Raw genomic sequence first — 20,462 nt, forward strand, 5'->3', positions numbered from 1 at the left:
TTAGCCAGCCTCACCCAGCACCTGGGCGTAGAAGGCCGGGTCGACATTGCCGCCGGACAGCACCACGGCGATGGTGCGGCCGGCGGTTTCCACCTTGCCGGACAGCAAGGCCGCCAGGGCCGCGGCCCCGCCCGGTTCCACCACCAGCTTCAGGTTGGCGGCGGCGAAGCGCATGGCGGCCCGCACCTCCTCCTCCGTCACCACCAGGCCGGGGCCCAGCAGGGCCTGGGCCAGGGGGAAGGTGATGGTGCCGGGGATGGACGCCAGCAGGGCGTCGCACGACGATTTCCCGCCGGGCACGTTGGACAGCCGCTCACCGGCGGCCAGCGACCGCGCCATGTCGTCGAAGCCCTCAGGCTCCGCCGTGTGCACGCGGGCATCGGGGAAGGTCTGCTTCAGGCCCAGCGCTGTGCCGGTGGCCAGGCCCCCACCGCTGCAATTCACCAGGCAGGCATCCACGGTCAGGCCCAGGGCGGCGGCCTGGCGGCCGATCTCCAGCCCCACGGTGCCCTGGCCGGCGATGATGTGCACGTCGTCGTATGAGGGCACCAGCACGGCACCGGTGCGGGTGCTAAGCTCGCGCCCGATGACCTCGCGATCCTCGGTCAGGCGATCGTAGAAGACGATCTCGGCCCCCAGCGCGCGGGTCCCGGCCGCCTTCACCGCCGGGGCGTCAGCCGGCATGACGATGGTGGCCTTGGTGCCCACCAGGCGTGCGGCCGCCGCCACCCCCTGGGCGTGGTTGCCGGATGACCAGGCGACGACGCCGCGCGCCCGTTCATCCTCAGTCAGGCGGCCCAGGCGGTTGTAGGCGCCGCGGAACTTGAAGGACCCGGTGCGTTGCAGCACCTCGGGCTTCAGCAGCACGCGAGCCCCCACGGCGGCATCCAGCGCCGCGTTGGTGATCAGCGGCGTCGCCACCGCCTTGCCCGCCAGCAGCTGCGCCGCCGATTCAATGTCCGCACCGGTGACCGCCAAGCCCATGACCCATCCCCTCATCCGAATCCGGGCCACAGGCTGGCATCGACGGGGCCGCTCACGCAAGCGGGCCGGTGCGGATGCCCGCTATTCGTACCGGAGCGCGTCCACCGGCCGCGCCGCCGCCACGCGGGCGGCGTGCCCCGCCACCGTCACCCAGGCGATCAACAGAGCCGACAGGCCGACAGCGGCGAAGACCAGGGGGTTCAGGGAGATATGCAGCACGAAGCCCGCCAACCAATGTCGCAGCTGCCACCAAGCCAGCGGCCAGGCGATCAGGTTGGCCAGCAGGACGGGCTTGGAGAACTGCCAGACCAGCAGACGGATGATATCGACCACATTGGCGCCCATGACCTTGCGCAGGCCGATTTCCTTCGTGCGGCGTTCGGCGGTGAAGGCCGCCAGGCCAAACAGGCCCAGACAGGCGATGACCAAGGCCAGGCCGGTGAAGACACCCAGCAGCAGGGCCCGGCGGTGTTCATCCTCATACTGGTCCGCCAGCCTGTCCGTCAGGAAAGCGCGGACCATGGGCGCGTCGGGATACATGCCCCGCCAGAGCGCGTCGATGGCGTCCAGCGTGGCCAGGCCGGCGCCAGCAGCCAGCCGAACCGCCAAGGTCCGCTCATCCTCGGGATCCAGGACATAGACCACCGGCTGCGCCGCCATGCGGGCATCGGTGTAACGCACCTCATCCACCACACCAACGATGGTCAGCGGATAGTCCTTGCCGAAGACCACCGTCTTGCCCACGGCATCCCGCGCGGTGGCGAAACCCATGCGCCGGGCCGCGTCCAAGGACAGGACGGTCGTCCTTCCCGCCGGGTACCGGTCGTTTTGCGCGTCCGCCCGCACCGCGTCCGCAGGCGACATAGCGTCGAACAGACGTCCGGCCAACAGATGCACGTCCAACGTCTTCAGGACGTCGTAGTCCACCGTTTCCGTCCGCAGCGTCACTGATCCATGGTCGGGCGCGTCGGGCCGGCGGAAACTTTGATGATCCTCATCGCCATCGCCCGGCATGTCGTGCGCCCCACCGGCTGCCGTGACGCCCTCCAGGCGCACCACCTGCTCACGAAAAGCCTTGAGCCGGGGCGGCTGCTCCTCAGGCCGGGGGAAACTGTCCCGCACGACCATCACACCATCGGGGCGAAAGCCGAGTGCCTGGAAACCGGCGTAGCGCGTTTGCTGAAAGATGACGATGGCGGCGATGCCCAGCGCGATGCACGCGGCGAACTGGAAAACCACCAGGCCCGTGCGGAAGCTGGCGCCAAGGGCAACCCCTTCCTTCTTCAACAGGGTGGTGGGGGCCGGGCGCGAAAGAACCAAGGCGGGGTAGAGTCCGCCCAGCAGGCCGACGGCGATGGCCCCGAAGACGTTGGCCGCCAGCAGCCAGGGGCTGACCAGGAAATCCATGTCCATACGAATATCCAGGACCCGCAAGAGGCCGGGCATGGCCAGTTCCAGCAGCGCCTGACCGACCACCATGGCGACCAACGCCAGCAACACGGATTCCAGCAAAAATTGCGCCGCCACGGCCCGCCGCGCGGCACCCAGAACCTTGCGCACCGCCACCTCCTTAACCCGCAGGGTGGAACGGGCGGTGGACAGGTTGACGAAGTTGGCGATAGCGATCAGCAGCACCATGGCCGCGACACCCAGAAAACCCTGAACACCGGCGCCGCCATTTCCCGGTTCAAGATGGATGCGCCGCAAGGGAAGCAGCGAAAGGGCGACAGTCCCCTTCCCGGTTGCGGTATCGAGGTAATCGGGAAAATGGGCGGCCAGAAAGGCGGGGAAGCGCGCCGCCAACGCCGATGGATCGGCGCCCGGCCGAAGTAGGACATAGGTTTCGACGAAATAACTGTCCCAGATCGTCGCCCGGCGGGCCAATACGTCATCGACACCGGTGTTCAGCCGGGTGTCCAGACGCGTGATCAGATCCCCCATCAACTGGCTGTTGCTGGGCCGGTCGCGCATCACCCCCGTGATCGTCAGGCTGGTGCCCGACGCCAGGGCCAGGACGCGGCCCACGGCATCTGGGGTTCCGAAATACTTGCGCGCCAGCCGTTCGGTCAACACGGCGGTACCCGGCCGATCCAGCGCCCCCGCCGCGTCACCGGCCAGGAAGGGGGAATTGAACAAACGGAAATAGTCGGCATCGACCATGGCCACGACCTCCGAGAAGGAGGTGCCGTCCCGCACCACCGCCAGGCGTTCGTAATCCACCCGCACCGTCCGCTCGATTTCCGGACAATCGCCCGAGAGCGGGGCCGCCATGGGCAGTGACGTGACCGGATAGGACACCGGCGGCCGACCCTTCACATACTCCGTGAGCCCAAGCCGATAAATGCGGCCGGCGTCGCGGAAGAAGCCGTCGTAATGCGTCTCATGCCAGACGAACAGGCCGATCATGGACGCCGCCGCCAAGCCCAGTGCCAGGCCCATGACATTCAAGGCGGTATGGAGCCGCTGACGCAGCAGGATACGCAGGGCGATGGCAAAAAGGTGTCGCAGCATGATGCCCTTACTCGTACCGCAGCGCGTCAACCGGCCGCGCCGCCGCCACGCGGGCGGCATGCCCCGCCACCGTGGCCCAGGCGATCAGCAGCGCCGATAGGCCGGCGGCGGCGAAGACCAGGGGGTCCAGCTGGACGCGGTAGGCGAAGCCGCCCAGCCAGCGGCCCATCAGCACCCAGGCGACCGGCCACGCCACCAGATTAGCCACCAGCACGGGCTTGCTGAACTGCCATACCAGCAGGCGCACGATGTCGGCCACGGTGGCGCCCAGCACCTTGCGCAGGCCGATCTCCTTCGTGCGCCGTTCGGCGGTGAAGGCGGCCAGGCCGAATAGCCCCAAGCAGGCGATCAGGATGGCAAGGCCGGAGAACAGGGCCAGCAGGTCGCCCTGCCGCGCCTCGTCGGCATAAAGCTGGCGGATATGGTCGTCCAGGAACTCCCGCCTCAGCGGCAGGTCGGGGAACAGCTGGCGCCAGGTGTCGTCGATGGCCGCCAGGGTGGCGCCGTCGGCGTTGGGCGCCAGGCGCACCAGCAGGGCCGACAGTTCATCCCGCATGGCGAAGTACACTGTCGGCTCAAAACCCGACCGGGCGGTGCCGAACTGCACGTCATCGACCACGCCGATGACGGTCAGGACGGTGTCGCCGCCATACATCACCGTCCGCCCCACCGCCTGTTCCGCCGTGGCCAGGCCCAGGCGCCGCGCGGCGGTGATGGACAGCACGGCCGGGATGGCCGCATGGACGCCGCCGCTGGTCCCGGTGCGCAGCGCCGGCCGGCTGGTCAGGTCGCCGGGCCGCTGCCGGTCGAACAGGCGGCCGGCCAGCAGGGGAACGCCCAGGGTCTGCATATAATCCACATCCACCTGTTCGGTGCGGATCAGCAGGTCGGGCGTGCCGGCCGGCGTTTGCGGCAGGCGGTAGTTATTGGTCCATTCGCTATGGTCGCTGGGCAGGTTGGCCGTGGCCCCGGCAGCCGCCACGCCGGGGATGCGCAGCACCGCCTCACGCAGGGTCTGCACCCCCGCCTGGCCCGCCGGGCGGTCCAGCCCCCGCAGCACCAGCGCCCCGTCGGCCCGGAAACCCAGATCCTGGGTGCTGGCGTAGCGGGTCTGCTGCCCCATCACCAGGGTGGATATCACCAGGACGATGGCGGCGCTGAATTGCAACATCACCAGGACGGCACGCAGGCGCCCGCCCCCCGCCGCCCGCGCCTGGCGCAACAGGTCGGTGGGCCGGGGCCGCGACAGCACCAGGGCCGGGTATATGCCACCCAGCAGACCCACCAGCAGGGAAAGCGGCAGGGTCACGGCCATCAGCCAGGCGCCGGACAGGAAACCCGAATCCAACCGTGCGTCCAGCAAGGCCAGGAAGCGGGGCAGCGCCAATTCCACCAGCGCCAGGCCCAGTAGGCCGGCCACCAGCGCCAGCAGCACCGTTTCCAGCAGGAACTGCCCCACCAGCTGGCCGCGCCGGCCGCCCAGCGTCTTGCGCACCGCCACCTCCCGCGCCCTGAGCGCGCTACGGGCGGTCGCCAGGTTCACGAAGTTGACGACGGCGATGCCCAGCACCAGACAGGCCACGACCGCGAAGGTGGCCAGCGTGACGGGGGAGACGCCCAGGCCCTCCAGCGGATCGGTGTGCATGGCCGTCAGCGGTTGCAGTTCCAGCGTTTCCACCAGGTCCGGCGCCACGTCGCCCAGCCCGGGGCGATAGGCGGCCAGCAGCGCGGGGAAACGGGGTGCCAAGGCAGCCGGGTCCACGCCCGGCTTCAGCAGGACGAAGGTTTGCATGAATTCACTGCGCCACTTGTCATCCTTGGCGGCGAAGTCGGCATCCCAACCGTCATTGAGGCGGGTCGTGATGTTGGTCCACAGGGTGACGGGGAATTCACGGGTGAATAGGGTGTTGGACGGCAGGTCGCGCACCACGCCGCTCACCACCAGGCCGACGCCGGAGGTCAAGGTCAGGGTGCGGCCCAGGGCGTCGGCGGTGCCGAAATGACGCCGCGCCTCGCTTTCCGTCAGCACCACGGTGCCGGGACGTTCAAGCGCCGTGGCCGGGTCACCCGCCAGGAAGGGGAAACCGAACAGGCGGAAGAAGGGCGCATCCACCAGGAAGATGCGCTGCTCCACCGGCGTGGGACCGTCGCGCAGCACGGTGGCGTGACGGACCACCCGCACCACCGTTTCCACCTCGCCCGCCAAATCCTGCGCCAGGGCGGGCCCCAGCGGCTTGGCCGTTTCCATGATGCGCTGGGTCGCATGCGCCGACTGCCGGGCCACGTTCAGCACGCGGAAGATGCGGCCGCCCTGTGGGTGGAAGCCGTCGAAATGCGTCTCATGCCAGACGTAGAGGCCCATCATGGCCGCCGTGGCGATGCCCAGCGCCAGGCCGGCCACATTCAGGGCGGTGTAGAGCCGCTGGCGCAGCAGCACGCGCATTGCGACCCGCAGATTATGAACCAACATCGCCACCTCCCCTTATTCATACCGCAGCGCGTTGACCGGCCGGGCCGCCGCCACGCGCGCCGCGTGCCCCGCCACCGTCACCCAGGCGATCATCAACGCCGACAGCCCGGCGACGGCGAACACCAGCGGATTGATATCGACCCGGTAGACGAAGCCCGACAGCCAGCGGGCGGCGACGGCCCACGCGATGGGCCAGGCCACCAGGTTGGCTACCAGCACCGGCTTGCTGAACTGCCAGACCAGCAGGCGCACGATGTCCGCCACGGTGGCACCCAACACCTTGCGCAGCCCGATCTCCTTCGTGCGCCGCTGGGCGGTGAAGGCGGCCAGGCCGAATAGCCCCAGGCAGGCGATCAGGATGGCCAGGCCGGCGAAGGTGGCCAGCAGGACGGCCTGGTGTCGGTCGGCCGAATACGCCGCGCGGACGTTGTCGTCCATGAACTCCCGCTTCACCGGCAGGTCGGGGTAAAGCGCCTGCCAGGTCCGGTCAATGGCCGCCAGGGTGGCGGGACCGCTGCCGGCCGCCACCCGCACGGCCATGGTTTCCATCGCCTGGGGATAGATGACGTAGGCGGTGGGCTCCAAAACCTCGCGTGCCGTGCTGAACTGCACGTCATCGACCACGCCGATGATGGTCAGGCCCGTGCGCTCCCCCATCACCAGGGTCCGGCCGATGGCCTGTTCCGGCGTGCCCAGGCCCAGGCGGGCCACGGTCAGGGCCGACAGGATGACACTGCCACCCAGAGGGGCATTGGGGTCTTCCGGCGGCTCGCCCCGGTCCAGGCGGGTATCCACGGCGTGGGCCGGGTCGAACAGCCGGCCGGCCAACAGGCGGATGCCCATGGTTTCCATGTAGCCCATGTCCACGCCCTCGGTCCGCAGGCGCAGCCAGCCCTCATGCGGCGCCTCCGGCAAATGGTAGGCGGAGAACCAGTCCGACCCGTCGGCCGGCGGCGCCTCCGTCCCGCCCGCCTGTTCCACGCCGGGCACGCGCAGCAGCGCCTGGCGCAGAGCATCCTGGTGGGCGTGGCCGGCGGGACTGTCCAGGCCCCGCAGCAGCACGACGTTCTCCGGCAGGAAGCCCAGGCGCTGGGTGGCGGCGTAGCGGGTCTGCTGCGCCATGATGGCGGTGGCGATCACCAGCACGATGGCGGCGGCGAACTGCACCACCACCAGCACGCCGCGCAGGGCGCCGCCCCGCATCATGCCCTCCCCGCCCCGCAGCAGGTCGGTCGGCAACGGCCGCGACAGGACCAGCGCCGGATACAGCCCGCCCAGCAGCCCGACCACCAGCACCAGGGGCAGCAGCACCGCCGCCACCCAGGCGCCGGACAGGAAGTGCTGGTCCATCCGCACGTCCAGCAGGGCCAGGAAGGACGGCATGGCCAGTTCCACCAGCGCCAGGGCCACCACGCCGGAAACCAACGCCAGCAGCACCGATTCCATCAGGAACTGCCCCACCAGATGCGCGCGCCGGCCGCCCAGCGTCTTGCGTACCGCCACCTCCCGCATCCGCAGGGACGAACGCGCGGTCGACAGGTTGATGAAGTTGACGATGGCGATGCCCAGGACCAGCAGCGCGATGCCCACGAAGGTGAACAGCAGGCTGAGCGGCACGCCATCCTCGCTGATGCCCTCGACATGGATGCGGGTCAGGGGTTGTAGGGCCTGGATGGCGACGGGCTGGCCGGTGGCGGCGTCCAGATAGTCCGTCATGCGGGCGGCCAGGAAACCGGGGAAGCGCGCCTGCAACTGGGTGGTGTCCACAGCGGGCTTCAGCAGGGCGTAGGTGCGCAGGAAGCTGTGCCCCCATTCACCGTCGGCGGTGGTGAACATCTCATCCCAGCCGTCGTTGAAGCGGGTCGCGATGTTGGTCACCATTTCCGGCCGCAGGACGGTGTTGGACGGCGGATCGCGCATCACGCCCGCCACCGTCAGCGTGACGCCGGAGGTGAGGGTCAGGCCCCGGCCCAGCGCCTCGCCCGTACCGAAATACTTGCGCGCCGCCGTCTCGGTCAGCACCACGGTGCCCGGCTGGGCGATGGCGGTTGCCGGGTCGCCTGAGAGGAAGGGCCAATCGAACAGGCGGAAATAGTCGGCGTCGGCCACGGTGATTCGGGCCGCGAACACCGCGCCGTCGCGCCGCACCGCCACGCCGTGGCTCACCACCCGCACCACCGCCTCCATCTCCGGGAAGTCGCGGGCCAGGGCGGTACCCAGGGGCTTGGGCTGGGCCGCCACCGTCATGGGGGCGCCGCTGGGGGTGCGGTAGGTGCGCACGAGGCGGTAGATGCGGTCGCTGTGGCCGAAGAAGCCGTCATAGTGCATCTCATGCCAGACGCAGAGGCCGATCATGGCCGCCGTGGCGATGCCCAGCGCCAACCCCGCCACGTTCAGGGCAGTGTACAGCCGTTGGCGCAGCAGCACCCGCACCGCCACCTTCAGGAAATTGCCCAGCATCCCCATAGCGCGTTCCCCCTTATTCAATCGGGACCGATCAATCGTCCCCTCAGACGCCGGGCGCTGCCATACGGCAGCTTGGCTTCCTCACTGCGCCCTGCGGCGCTCGTTCCGGCGGACGCGGTCGCGTCCTACAACCGCATGAGGCCCTGCCTCATGCGGTTGGCTTTATTCGTAACGCAGGGCGGTGACCGGCTTGGCCGCCGCCACCCGGGCGGCATGCCCCGCCACCGTCACCCAGGCGATGCTGAGCGCCGCCAGGCCCGCGACCGCGAACACCGTCAGGTCCAGATCGACGCGGTAGGCGAAACCCTGCAGCCAGCGGTGCAGCAACAGCCAGGCGACGGGCCAGGCGATCAGGTTGGCCGCCATGACCGGCTTACTGAACTGCCAGACCAACAGGCGCACGATGTCCATGATGCTGGCGCCCAGCACCTTGCGCAGGCCGATCTCCCGCGTGCGCCGCTCGGCGGTGAAGGCGGCCAGGCCGAACAATCCCAGGCAGGCGATCAGGATGGCCAGGCCCGAGAAGCCGGCCAGCAGCACGCCCTGGCGCTGTTCGGCGGCATAGGTGTCGCGCACATGGTCGTCCAGGAACTCGCGGTTCACCGGGATGGTGGGGAAACTATCCTGCCACAGCCGGTCGATGGCGGCCAGGGCGGCGGGACCGGCGGTGGGCGCCAGGCGCACGGCCATGACGTCCAGCCCGCGCTCATCCAACAGGAAGACGGTGGGCTGCAGTTCCGTGCGGGCGCTGTTGAACTGGACGTCGTCGATCACGCCGACCACGGTCAGGGGATAAGTCTTCTCCAAGATCACCTGCTGGCCCAACGCCGCCTCGGGTGAGGCGAAACCCAGGCGCTGCGCGGCGCGCAGGGACAGCACGGCGGTGCGGCCCGGCGGATCCTCGGCGCCCTTTTCCCGCTTTTCCTGGACGTCGGCGGTGGCGGTCCGGTCGAACAGCCGGCCGGCCAGCAGGCGCACGTTCATGGCCTGAAGGTAGTCGTACCCGATGGACTCGCTGCGGAAGACGATGCTGCCGTCGTCCACCGTGCCCGGCAGGTGATAGTTGGAGGTGCTGTCCGACCCGTCGCTGGGCATATGGTCGGCCCCGCCGGCGCCAATCACGCCGGGAATGCGCAGCAAAGCCTCGCGGAAACTGTCGATGTGGGTGCGGACCTCCGGCTGGTGCAGGTCGCGCATCAGCAGCACGCCGTCCGCCTGGAAGCCCAGCTGCTGGGTGCTGACGTAACGGGTCTGCTGGAAGATGACGACGGTGGAGATGGCCAGCAGAATGGCGGCGGTGAACTGCAGCACCACCAGCAGGGTGCGCACGCCCCCGCCCCCCGCCGCCGCCGGCCCGCCCCGCAGCAGCACCGAGGGTGCGGGCCGCGACAGCACCAGGGCCGGATAAAGGCCGGCCAGGCCGCCGATCACCGCCACGCCCGCCAGTTCCGCCAGCACCAGCCAGGGGCTGGTGAGATAGCCGCGGTCGAAACGCACGCCCAGCAGCGACACGAAATAGGGCATGGCGACCTCCAGGATGGCCAGGGCCAGCATGGCCGACGCCAGGGTCAGCAGCGTGGATTCCACCAGGAACTGCGCCACCAGCATGCCCCGGTGGGCGCCCAGCGCCTTGCGCACCGCCACCTCCCGCGTGCGCAGGGAGGAGCGCGCGGTCGACAGGTTGATGAAGTTGATGACGGCGATGCCCAGCACCACCAACGCCACGGCCACCAGCCCGCGCAACACATCCAGCAAGGTGGCGGTGGCCCCGGTGGGATCGGTGTGGGCATGGGCCAGGCCCGTCAGCACCAGGGCCTTACCGGGCTTGTCGGTGCCGGACGCCAGGTAACCGGGGTCATTGGCGGCCAGGAAGGCGGGGAACTTGGCCGTCAGCGCCGCGGGATCGGTACCGGGCTTCACCAGGATGTAGGTGCGCAGGAAGTTGGAGTTCCAGCGCGTGTCCATGCGATTGAACCAGCCGTCGAAATTCTCCCCCAACCGCGTGGTGATCAGGGTCAGCATGGCGTCCCGCCGCAGGTTGGTGTTGGACGGCAGGTCGCGGATGACGGCGCTGACCGTCAGGCTGACGCCGTTGCTGAGCGTCAGCGTGCGGCCCAGGACGTTCACGTCGTTGAAGTATTTGCGCGCCAGCGCTTCGGGCAGGACGACGGTGCCGGGGCTGGCCAGCGCCGTGGCCGGATCGCCGGCAATGAAGGGCAGATCGAACAGCCGGAAGAAATCGCCGTCCACCACCATGACCCGTTCGCGAAAGACGCTGGCGTCGCGCGTCACCACCACCGGTTCGTTATGGACGCGCACCGCCGCCTCGATCTCCGGGAAATTCTGCGGCAGCAGGGGGCCCAGGGGCTTGGTCGTGGAATCATAGGTGACGGGCGGCCGGCCGGGCACGAACTCCGTCTTGTCCACGCGGTAGATGCGGTCGGCCTTGGTGATGAAAGCGTCGTAGTGCGTCTCATGCCAGACATAGAGGCCCAGCATGCTGGCGGCCGCGATGCCGATGGCCAGGCCCGCCACGTTGAGGGAGGTGTACAGGCGATCACGCACCAGGATGCGGACCGCCACCGTCAGGAAATTCCCCAGCATCTTGAACATGGGCATCTTCAGCATCGGCAGGGCCCCCTTATTCGTACCGCAGGGCGGCAACAGGTTTGGTTGCCGCCACCCGGGCGGCATGGACGCCGACGGTGGCCCAGGCCACCAGCAGCGCCGACAGGCTGGCCGCCATGAACAGCAGCGGGTTCAGCGCGATACGATCAGCGAAACCGTCCAGCCAGTGGCGCATGGCGTACCAGGCCACCGGCCAGGCGATCAGGTTGGCCACCAGCACCGGCTTGGAAAACTGCCAGACCAGCAGGCGCACGATGTCCATTACGCCGGCGCCCAGCACCTTGCGGATGCCGATCTCCTTCGTGCGCCGTTCGGCGGTGAAGGCGGCCAGGCCGAACAAGCCCAGGGCGGCGATGACGACGGCCAGGCCGGAGAAGGCGGCGAACATCTGGCCGGTCTTGGTCTCGCTGCGGTAGACGGTCCGCAACTGGTCGCCCAGCAGCAGGCGGGGCACCGGCTGGTCCGGCACCAGCTTCCGCCAGGCATCGTCGATCAGGCGTAAGGCATCGGGCATTTGCCCCGGCTTCACCCGGATCAGCACCTGGCTGAAATCGCTGGGGTTCTGCACGAAGAAACCGGCCTCCACCGCGATGTGCAGGCTGCCCTGGTGGAAATCCTCCACCACCCCCACCACCGTCAGGTCCACCGGCGCCGCCCCCACATTGCCGGGCAACACCAGGGGTTGGCCCACCGCGGCCTCGGGCGAGGCGTAACCCAGGCGGCGCGCGGCTGACCGGTTAAGGACCACGCCGGCCCGGCGCGACCGCATGGGATCAGCCTTGTCCACCGCCGGGATGGCGTCGCCGGCGAAGCGCCGATCGAAGACGCGGCCCGCCAGCACCGGCACATCCAGCGTGGTGAAGTAGTCGTCATCCACCACGTCGCGGCGCAGCACCGCGGTGAAGCCCCGGTCGTAGGTCAGCTCGTTGCGCACGAACAGGCCGATCAGGATGGCCGCCGCCAGGCCCAGAGCCAGCCCGACCACCGTGATGGCGGAATAGAGCTTGTGCTTCACCAGCGTGCGCAGGGCCACGGTCAGGTAGTTGGCGAACATGGGGCGACACTCCCCCTTCCGATAAAGGGCGGCGACAAACGGCGGGCATGGGCGGAACGGACGGCGCCGGGTCAGGCGGCGCGCAGGTTTTCCGCCACCACCTGGCCGTCGAACAGGTTGATGATGCGCCGCGCGTACTGGGCGTGGGGCATGGAGTGGGTGACCATGACGATGGTCGTGCCCTCGGCGTTCAGTTCGGTCAGCATGTTCATGACCTCCTCACCGTTGGCGCTGTCCAAATTGCCGGTGGGTTCGTCCGCCAGCAGCATCTTCGGCCGGCTGACGACGGCGCGGGCGATGGCCACGCGCTGCTGCTGGCCGCCCGACAGCTGCTGCGGCAGGTGGGTCTCGCGGTGGGCGATGTTCACCTTGGCCAGGGCGGCCTTCACCCGTTCCTTGCGCTCACGCGCCGGGATGTCGTGGTAGAGCAGCGCCAGCTCCACATTCTCGAACACCGTCAGCTCATCGATCAGGTTGAAGCTCTGGAAGATGAAGCCGATGTTCTTCTTGCGGATATCGGCCAGGCGGCGTTCGCCGTAATCGGCCACGTCCTCGCCCGCGAACCAGTATTCACCGCTGCTGGGGTTGTCCAGCATGCCGACGATGTTCAGCAGCGAGGACTTGCCGCAGCCCGACGGGCCCATGATGGCGACGAATTCCCCCGCCTTGATATGGATGTTCACCTGGTTCAGGGCCGTGGTCTCCACCTCTTCCGTGCGGTAGACCTTGGTCAGGTTGACTAGCTTCAGCATCGTGCCATCCCCGTCTTCTGACTTGATAGATAAGGATCGTTCCGGATCCGGATTAGTTTAGCTGTATGCGATCCATGCGGGCGAGGTCGCCGTAGGAGGAGACGATGACCCGGTCCCCCGCCGACAGGCCGTCGCGCACCTCGATCATCTGGGCGTTGCGCCGGCCCAGATGCACGCGCCGCTTCTCGGCATAGGTACCGCCCGGCTGCACCACGAATATCCAGTCGCCGCCCGTATCCTGATAGAAGCCGCCGTTGGGGATCAGCAGGGCGGTGGTGGCCGCCCCCAGCTTCAGGCGCATCTGCAGGGTCTGGCCGCTGCGGATATCCTGCGGCGCGGCGCCCAGGAATTCCAGGTCCACCTGGAACTGGCCGTCATGGACCTGCGGATAAATCTTGGCGACCTTCAGCTTGTAGTCGCCGCTACTGCCGATGGCGGCCTCCGCCGTCTGGCCCAGTTCCAGGCGCGGCAGGTAGAACTCATCCATCTGGGCCTGGACCTTGAAGCCGTCGTCGCGGTCGATGCGGCCCAGGCGTTCGCCCTTCTGCTTGGTCTGGCCGATCTCCACATCCAATACGGTGATCTGCCCATCCACCGGCGCCCGCAGGATCAGGCTGTCCAGGTTCTTGCGCGCCATGGCCAGGTTTTCTTGCAGCTTCTGCGTGGATTCCTGCAACTCGCTGTACTGGCGGGCGCGCATGGCGTCGGTGGTGCGCATGGTTTCCAGCGTCAGTTCGCGCCGGCGCTGGTACCAGGTGATCTGGTCCTTGATGATATCGATGTCGCGCTGCGAGGCCGCCCCCGTCTTGATCAGCACGCTCTTGCGCTCCAAATCCTTGGACAGCCAGGAGACGTTGTACTCGCACTCCGCCAGCTCACGCTGGTTGGCCAGGCGGTTGGTTTCCAGTTGCAGTTCGGTGTCGTGCAGGCGGTTGATCTGTTCCATCACCTGCGCCTCGCGCGAGATGACGTCCAGCTGAAGCTGGGCGTTGGACAGTTCCACCAGCGGCTGGCCGGCGGTGACCTTCTGCCCCACCTCCACCAGCTTTTTCTCCACCCGCCCGCCCTCGGTGCTGTCCAGGTAGACGCTGTTCAGCGGCTCCACCGCGCCACGCACGGGGATGAAATCCTCAAACGTGCCCTGGGACACGGTGGCCACGGTCAGCCGCGCCTCCGCCACCCGCACGGTCTGGCCGCCCTGGTTCTGCGACCAGACGACGGCGCCGGCCACCGCCATCAGGGCCACCCCGGCGGCCCACAGGCGCCGGTCGGTGCGGGCACGGCGCACCCAGCCCTTCCAGCCCTTGGGCCTTTCCACCCGGCGGTCCATGCCCAGGGTGGCGACCCCCGGCGTGGCGGCGGCGGGACCGTTTCCCGGCGCGCCCATCATGCCAGCGCACCCAAGCAACGGACGACCACCACCACCAGGGCGCCGGCCAGCCACAAATCCGGATTGACCGCCAGCAGCGCATCCTCGATGCGCTCGATCAGGGGAACGCCTTGGGCGCCTTCCATATCCAACAGGACATCATTCCGGACCATCTCAACAACCCCACTTCCCTTGTCCCCCGTCCGGGGGCGCCGCCCATGCCGGCGGCCAAAACGCGACTATGATGGGGAAGGGATTGGCAAGGGGTGTGCCAAGTGGGCAGTTTGTTGTTTCTCAATGGTTTGGGAAGACGCGCCGCGCGTTCGGATGCGGACAGTGTCCGGATGCGGACACCGCCTGTGCCCGAAATCGGAATATGAGCGGCAATTCGGGGGGCTCTGTGGCCACCCACATTCAAGACCCACCTCACGCTTGGATGGAGGTGTCATTCCCCAATATCAAGGAATTGATCCATGCAATCGGCAAAATAGCCTTCAAGAAGACCGATCCTAATGCGCGCCGCGGCTTTTGCGTTGCCTCTTATTTCATATTGATCCGCTTCTATTTCTACATACCCGGAATCATCATTTGTCGGTCTCTTGAAATTCGTACATCTCCCCAGAATAGCTAGAGCGCGTATAAGATCTTGATTGGCACTCTTATAATTCTTTCTATCATATGAAATCTTAGCCAAATACCAATTCCACATTACGTCGTTGAATCGCGCCGCATCTATGGTAATTACGCCTGGTATCTTACCTCTGTCATTTTCAGCGGCAAACTTCTTACAGATGCCAGCCATAGCACTTCCCGTCGGACAGGCCAGAATTGATGAAATGATAGCTCCGTAGAGAATCATTTTTATGTAGGAAAATATCATCCGTAGCTCCATCTTTTCCGTAACCCGTTTATAATAGAATTTACCCGTGCCGTCGAGCGATCACACATGATGATGCCTTACTTTAATATCCCGATGGCGGGTAGTTTCTATATAATTTCCCATGATTCCCCTCATAATAAGCAAGATTATTATCTCTTGCCGCTTCGTAATTCGCTATGCTACTCGCTCGCTCTTCTGTCATTTCTTTATTTTCTTTCATTAGATTATGCACTCTCTCATCTTGATATTTTATTATATCTTTAGCGTTAAATGCCTTTGGTGTCTGTTTTGTTTTCAGAAAAAGAAATTGCTTCTCGCCACTTTGGAGAAATGACATGTTAATATTATAATCCATTACCGTCTCAGTATCCCCGCCGCTAAACGACACACCCGTCAATCTACTGTCATACGGATGGGTGTGGATGGTGCCGACCAGGGTGTAATTTTCGGGGTCTTTTATCTTCAGGTCCGGCAAGAATTCGCGATTTTTTTCGGAAGCCGGCCTGGGCAATCCCCCGATGTTCTGGAACTCCAAGGCACCATCTTTTGTCGCCACGATGGTGGCACCCTGTTCAACAACCCATTCCTTCTGCCCCTTGGGTGGCGGAGCCCCGTTGGCGTTGCGCAGGGGTGCCAGGCTTTGCTCCCAGAACGTCTGGGATTGCTGGTCGAACGCTGGTGAGAATTGAAAGGACAGTGGCGCAGCCGCTGGCGAAGCGGGTAGGACGAAATCAGCCGCAGTGGCGTAGTGTGGCGCCGCCTGCTTGGGCGCGTCCTTCTTTTGCTTCGGCCTGGCGGTGGGCTTGACCGGCGCGGCCGTGCCTTCCTGTTTCGGCTTCTCCTCGATCGGCCCCGCCGCTTCCTCCCCCGCCCCGCCCGCGTCCGTCCAGCGCCCATGGTCGTCACGGGGTTGGTCGGGGCTGTACTTCGCCAGATTGTCATTGGCCTGGGCCAGGCGGACAGCCGCGTCCCAATCCAGCTCGGGCAGGCGCAGGTGCACGGCGCGGATCATGGCCTGGACCAGGTCGCCCCGGTTCAGCGCGTCGGCGATCTTGGCCAAGCCCGGCAGGACGGTGGCGCCCAGTGGGACGTCGAATTGGGCGTCCGGCGCGGCACCGGCATAGGCGCGCCGCAGCAGCACCGCCACCTCTGCCGCCGGGCGGGCCTGGAAACCACCCGCCCCCTTGGCCAGCAGGGGCACGCCGGCCAGGGCCAGGCCCTCACCCGTGCAACTGAGACCCAGGCCGCCGGACCCGGCGCCCAGACGATAACGACGCTGCCAGCCATCCATGACCCAATCCTTTGTTGATGAAGTGGCAACGTATGTTCTTTTTTTGTTCTTGTCAACCTGAGGAAGATCACACAACTGAGAATTCTTCCTGCGAAGGTTGTTCCGGCAAGCGCGGCGGCGGCCGCGCAGGGGATATGCGCTTGACCTGGATCAAGGCCGCGCGGGGTGGAGCGGAGGACAAGAAGGGTCATCGTCATCGGCCCCAAGGTCACACCCCATGCCCGCGCTTTCACCGTCAGCAACGCCGCACAGCCCGCCGCACAGCCGGACGGACGGTGTCCTGAACCTGGCCGGCCTGTGCGCCCTGTCGCCCGCGACCGTGCCCTTCCCCCACCTGGTCATGAACGGCTTCATCCCGCCGGACGTGGCGGCGGCGGCGCGGCGCGACTTCCCGGACAGTCCGCACGGCGGCTTGGTGCCGGCCCCGTCCAAGGCCGCACTGGCGCGGGATGACCTGGACGGCTTCACCCGCCTGCTGGCGGCCCTGACGGCACCGGAGACGACGGCCGCCTTCGCCCGCACCTTCGACATCGACCTGGATCCGGCCGCCCTGATGCTGACGGTGCGCAGCCGCTGCGTGCCCAAGGACGGCCGCATCCACACCGACAGCATCACCAAGCGCCTGACCGCGCTGCTGTACCTGAACGAGGAATGGACCGCCCCCGGCGGCCGCCTGCGCCTGCTGCGCGGGCCGGAGGACATGGACGACATGCTGGCCGAGGTGCTGCCGGTGGACGGCACGCTGGTGGTGTTCCGCCGCACCGACAATTCCTTCCACGGGCACAAGCCGCATGACGGCGTGCGCCGCTACATCATGCTGAACTGGATGGTGGACGCCGGCACCGCCCGGCGCGAAACCCTGCGCCACGGCGTGACCGCCGGCCTGAAGGGTTTCTTCGGCGTGGGTTCGCGCAGCGACATGATGGGAGACAAGGCATGAGCGCCGTGGCCGAAACCCAGATCGCCGCCAACAGCAACGGCAACGTCCATATCCTGGACACCGGCACCGCCCCCCACCTGCGCGCCAGCCTGGCGGCGGCGGAGCGGGACGACAAACCCTATCGCCACTGGTACCTGGACGGCGTCTTCCCTCCGGCGGTGGCCGAGGCGCTGGCCACCCTGCCCTTCGCCGCACCCGATATCGACGACACCCGGGGCCGGCGGGAGACCCACAACTCCACCCGCACCTTCATGGCGGCCGAGAACCAGATGCTGTACCCGGTGTGCGGCGCCGTGGCCCAGGCCTTCCAGGCACCGGAAACGGTGGCCCTGCTGGCGCGGCAGTTCGGCGTGGATTTGACGGGGGCGTCGCTGCGCGTCGAATACTGCCTGGACCGCGAGGGCTTCTGGCTGGAATCGCACACCGACATCGGCGCCAAGCTGTTCACCATGCTGGTCTATCTCAGCACCGGACCGGACGCGGAAAAGCTGGGCACCGACATCATGGACGGCCCGGACGGCGGCCATGCCGGCCGCGCTTCCGGCCGGTTCAACACCGGCCTGGTGTTCATCCCGGCCAGCGACACCTGGCACGGTTTCGCCCGCCGTTCCTTCCGCGGCATCCGCCGCACCATCATCATCAATTACGTGAAGCCCGAATGGCGGGCGCGCCATGAACTGGCCTTCCCAGAACAGCCGGTCAATACTGGCGGTATTACCTGAGCGCCAAATGTTCGGCCGTCCCGTTTACCATGATGAATGGTAATACACGACGAAAGGGGTAGAATTTACCCCCAGGGCGCCCGTGCGGGGCACATCTACCGGGCCGTATGATCGGTTGCGGGTGATGGACCCGACAAATGTGCACGGGCGTTAGACGGACGTGACGGCCAATCCTGACTTCGACTTGACGGGGGTTCCCAGCGCCAGGATGGCCGGCGACCGGCGGGATAGGCGGCCGAACCATGCCGTGCTGGCCCGCCGCACCCTGGCCGCCCTGCGCCTGCAGATGGCGGCGGCCGTGCTGATCCCGGCCGTGCTGTTGATCGCCGCCGCCCTGGAAAGCCGGCAGGACATCCTGGCCACGGCGGCCGACCGGGTGGAACGCATCGCCGCCGCGGTGGACGAACATGCACAGAAGGTCATCGAAAGTGACCGGCTGATCCTGGACCGGGTGCGCGACCTGCTGGCCGGCGGCTGGACCCGGGGCGGCGCCATCGATGAGGCGGCGGTGCACGCCACCCTGGCCGGCATGGTCACCGGCATCCCCCAGATCCAGACCCTGTGGGTGTGGGATGCCCAGGGCAGGCCGGTGGTCTCCAGCCGCTTCTACCCCATGGCCGGCCGGCCCGGCATATCCGACCGCCACTTCTACGACCCGCTGCGTGCCGGGCAGATGGAACTGGTGACCCCGCCGTTCGAGGGGCGCATCAGCGGCCAGCGCGTCTTCAACCTGGCCCGGCGCCTGAGCCGGCCGGACGGCGGCCTGGCGGGCATCGCCGCCGTGTCGATGTACCCGGCCTATTTCGATGAGTTCTACCGCCGCGTCACCCAGGACGATCCGGATACCGCCGTCCTGCTGATCGACCGGGCGGGCACGGTCATCGCCGGCCGCCCCATGGTGGCGGAGGGCACGCGGGTGGACCCGGCCTGTGCCGGCCCGCATGCCGGCTGGCGCCCATCCCCGCTGGACGGACGCGAACGGCTGACCGCCTGCCGGCTGGTGGCCAACGCGCCGCTGGCCGTGCTGGTGGGGGTGGACCGCGCCCAATTGGATGGGCAGTGGCATCGGCGCCTGGCCCTGCTGACACTGCTGGCCCTGCCCACCATGGGGGCGCTGTGCGCCGCGACCGCCCTTTCCATGCGCCGCGCCCAACGGGAACGCCAAGCCGCCCAGGCCCTGGCGGCGGCGGAGACGCGGCGGGAAAACGCGGAAAGCGCCCTGCTGCGCACCCAACGGCTACAGGCGCTGGACCAGATCACCGGCGGCATCGTCCACGACTTCGCCAACCTGTTGATGTCGGTGCGTAGCGGCGCGGAAATCCTGCGCCGCCGCCCCCATACCGAACCGCAGCGCGAGATCATCGACGCCATGCTGCAATCGATATGCTGGGGCGAGCGGCTGACCCATAATCTTCGCACCTTCGTGCGCCGGCCGCGCCTGCACCTGGACCTGCTGCGCCTGGCCGACAGGGCGGTGGACATCACCGACCTGCTGCACCCGGCGCTGCGCGGCGATATCCAGCTGGTGATCGACCTGCCGGCCGATGTGTGGCCGCTACGGGTCGATAGGACGGAATTCGACCTGGCGCTGCTGAACATCGCCGTCAACGCCCGCGACGCCATGCCCCGCGGCGGCCTGCTGCGGGTGGTGGCGGCCAACGTCCACATCCCGGCGGGCGGGCCGGAGAGTGACCGCACCGGCGGCCTGATCGGCGATTTCGTCCGGCTGTCGGCGACCGACACCGGCGGCGGCATTCCCCCGGAAATCCTGGACCAGGTGTTCGACCCCTTCTTCACCACCAAGCAGGGCGGCCAATCCACCGGCCTGGGCCTGGCCCAGGTGCAGGGTTTCGCCCGCCAGGCCGGTGGGGCGGCCATGGTGGACAGCACGGATGCCGCCTTGGTGGACGCATCGTCAGCCGGCACCACGCTGACCCTCTACCTGCCCCGGGCGGAGGAGGAAGCCGGAAGCGACGGCCTATCGACGGATGATGGTCCGGTGCCGCTGGACGGATCGGGCCGCCATATCCTGATGGTGGAGGACAACCCGGACGTGGCCAAGGTAGTGCGCCATATGCTGGAGGAAGCGGGCTTCCATGTGTTGGCGGCCGTCACGGCGGACACCGCCCAGTCCCTGCTGCTGGAACGGCCGGACATCTGCCTGGTGCTGAGCGACATCGTGCTGCCCGGCGGCCGCAACGGCCTGGAACTGGCGCAAGACGTCCGCCGCCTGTCCCCCGGCCTGCCCATCCTGCTGGTCAGCGGTTATGGCGACCGGCTAGCGGAAGCGGAGAGCCAGGGCTACACCATCCTGCCCAAGCCGCTGGACGACCGCCGCCTGCGCCTGGCCATCCGGCGTTGCCTGGCGCCCGCCGCGGCCGGCTGAGGCCGGTCC

14 protein-coding genes are annotated in these 20,462 nt (G+C 67.5%); 3 read left to right on the plus strand and 11 right to left on the minus strand.

What is annotated here, in order from left to right:
* The 11 genes from PW843_01155 to PW843_01205 form a co-directional block, all read right to left on the minus strand.
* A complete protein-coding gene (locus PW843_01155; protein MDE1145212.1) occupies positions 1–984 on the minus strand; it encodes a threonine/serine dehydratase in 984 nt (327 codons plus the stop codon).
* Positions 985–1,065: 81 nt separating this feature from the next.
* Positions 1,066–3,495 (minus strand): ABC transporter permease, encoded by a 2,430-nt coding sequence (locus PW843_01160; GenBank protein ID MDE1145213.1) that lies wholly within the window; start codon positions 3,493–3,495, stop codon positions 1,066–1,068.
* 7 nt (positions 3,496–3,502) lie between these two features.
* The gene (locus PW843_01165; GenBank protein ID MDE1145214.1) at positions 3,503–5,965 is read right to left on the minus strand and encodes an ABC transporter permease; all 2,463 of its coding nucleotides are present in this window, start codon (positions 5,963–5,965) and stop codon (positions 3,503–3,505) included.
* Between the two features lie 12 nt (positions 5,966–5,977).
* Positions 5,978–8,425: an ABC transporter permease gene (locus tag PW843_01170; GenBank protein ID MDE1145215.1), complete on the minus strand. Its 2,448-nt coding sequence runs from the start codon at positions 8,423–8,425 to the stop codon at positions 5,978–5,980.
* Between the two features lie 168 nt (positions 8,426–8,593).
* A complete protein-coding gene (locus PW843_01175) occupies positions 8,594–11,059 on the minus strand; it encodes an ABC transporter permease (protein ID MDE1145216.1) in 2,466 nt (821 codons plus the stop codon).
* 13 nt (positions 11,060–11,072) lie between these two features.
* Positions 11,073–12,113 (minus strand): ABC transporter permease, encoded by a 1,041-nt coding sequence (locus PW843_01180; protein MDE1145217.1) that lies wholly within the window; start codon positions 12,111–12,113, stop codon positions 11,073–11,075.
* A 71-nt stretch (positions 12,114–12,184) separates the two neighbouring features.
* Positions 12,185–12,865: an ABC transporter ATP-binding protein gene (locus tag PW843_01185; GenBank protein ID MDE1145218.1), complete on the minus strand. Its 681-nt coding sequence runs from the start codon at positions 12,863–12,865 to the stop codon at positions 12,185–12,187.
* Between the two features lie 52 nt (positions 12,866–12,917).
* Positions 12,918–14,255, minus strand: a complete 1,338-nt coding sequence (locus tag PW843_01190; GenBank protein MDE1145219.1) for an efflux RND transporter periplasmic adaptor subunit — start codon at positions 14,253–14,255, stop codon at positions 12,918–12,920.
* On the minus strand, positions 14,252–14,407 hold the full coding sequence (locus PW843_01195) for a hypothetical protein (protein MDE1145220.1): 156 nt from the start codon (positions 14,405–14,407) through the stop codon (positions 14,252–14,254). The genes PW843_01190 and PW843_01195 overlap by 4 nt, the downstream gene beginning before the upstream one ends.
* Before the next feature lie 272 nt (positions 14,408–14,679).
* Complete coding sequence (locus PW843_01200; GenBank protein ID MDE1145221.1) at positions 14,680–15,114, minus strand: hypothetical protein; 435 nt, start codon at positions 15,112–15,114, stop codon at positions 14,680–14,682.
* 82 nt (positions 15,115–15,196) lie between these two features.
* Complete coding sequence (locus PW843_01205; GenBank protein MDE1145222.1) at positions 15,197–16,405, minus strand: hypothetical protein; 1,209 nt, start codon at positions 16,403–16,405, stop codon at positions 15,197–15,199.
* A 217-nt stretch (positions 16,406–16,622) separates the two neighbouring features.
* Here PW843_01205 and PW843_01210 point away from each other — a divergent pair, with 217 nt between their 5' ends.
* The 3 genes from PW843_01210 to PW843_01220 all read left to right on the plus strand — a co-directional run bounded on the left by PW843_01210 (position 16,623) and on the right by PW843_01220 (position 20,453).
* Entirely contained in the window at positions 16,623–17,345 is a 723-nt protein-coding gene (locus PW843_01210; GenBank protein ID MDE1145223.1) for a 2OG-Fe(II) oxygenase, read from the plus strand.
* Entirely contained in the window at positions 17,342–18,067 is a 726-nt protein-coding gene (locus PW843_01215) for a 2OG-Fe(II) oxygenase (GenBank protein ID MDE1145224.1), read from the plus strand. The genes PW843_01210 and PW843_01215 overlap by 4 nt, the downstream gene beginning before the upstream one ends.
* 160 nt (positions 18,068–18,227) lie before the next feature.
* The gene (locus tag PW843_01220; GenBank protein ID MDE1145225.1) at positions 18,228–20,453 is read left to right on the plus strand and encodes a response regulator; all 2,226 of its coding nucleotides are present in this window, start codon (positions 18,228–18,230) and stop codon (positions 20,451–20,453) included.
* Positions 20,454–20,462: the final 9 nt, after the last annotated feature.

The organism is Azospirillaceae bacterium (assembly GCA_028283825.1).
In the GTDB taxonomy this organism is placed as follows: domain Bacteria; phylum Pseudomonadota; class Alphaproteobacteria; order Azospirillales; family Azospirillaceae; genus Nitrospirillum.

What these genes read in the sequence shown, in the direction of transcription:
- PW843_01155 (MDE1145212.1), bottom strand. Translation starts at nt 984, where the DNA reads ATGGGCTTGGCGGTCACCGGTGCGGACATTGAATCGGCGGCGCAGCTG.
- PW843_01160 (MDE1145213.1), bottom strand. Translation starts at nt 3,495, where the DNA reads ATGCTGCGACACCTTTTTGCCATCGCCCTGCGTATCCTGCTGCGTCAG.
- PW843_01165 (MDE1145214.1), bottom strand. Translation starts at nt 5,965, where the DNA reads ATGTTGGTTCATAATCTGCGGGTCGCAATGCGCGTGCTGCTGCGCCAG.
- PW843_01170 (MDE1145215.1), bottom strand. Translation starts at nt 8,425, where the DNA reads ATGCTGGGCAATTTCCTGAAGGTGGCGGTGCGGGTGCTGCTGCGCCAA.
- PW843_01175 (MDE1145216.1), bottom strand. Translation starts at nt 11,059, where the DNA reads ATGCTGAAGATGCCCATGTTCAAGATGCTGGGGAATTTCCTGACGGTG.
- PW843_01180 (MDE1145217.1), bottom strand. Translation starts at nt 12,113, where the DNA reads ATGTTCGCCAACTACCTGACCGTGGCCCTGCGCACGCTGGTGAAGCAC.
- PW843_01185 (MDE1145218.1), bottom strand. Translation starts at nt 12,865, where the DNA reads ATGCTGAAGCTAGTCAACCTGACCAAGGTCTACCGCACGGAAGAGGTG.
- PW843_01190 (MDE1145219.1), bottom strand. Translation starts at nt 14,255, where the DNA reads ATGATGGGCGCGCCGGGAAACGGTCCCGCCGCCGCCACGCCGGGGGTC.
- PW843_01195 (MDE1145220.1), bottom strand. Translation starts at nt 14,407, where the DNA reads ATGGTCCGGAATGATGTCCTGTTGGATATGGAAGGCGCCCAAGGCGTT.
- PW843_01200 (MDE1145221.1), bottom strand. Translation starts at nt 15,114, where the DNA reads ATGATATTTTCCTACATAAAAATGATTCTCTACGGAGCTATCATTTCA.
- PW843_01205 (MDE1145222.1), bottom strand. Translation starts at nt 16,405, where the DNA reads ATGGATGGCTGGCAGCGTCGTTATCGTCTGGGCGCCGGGTCCGGCGGC.
- PW843_01210 (MDE1145223.1), top strand. Translation starts at nt 16,623, where the DNA reads ATGCCCGCGCTTTCACCGTCAGCAACGCCGCACAGCCCGCCGCACAGC.
- PW843_01215 (MDE1145224.1), top strand. Translation starts at nt 17,342, where the DNA reads ATGAGCGCCGTGGCCGAAACCCAGATCGCCGCCAACAGCAACGGCAAC.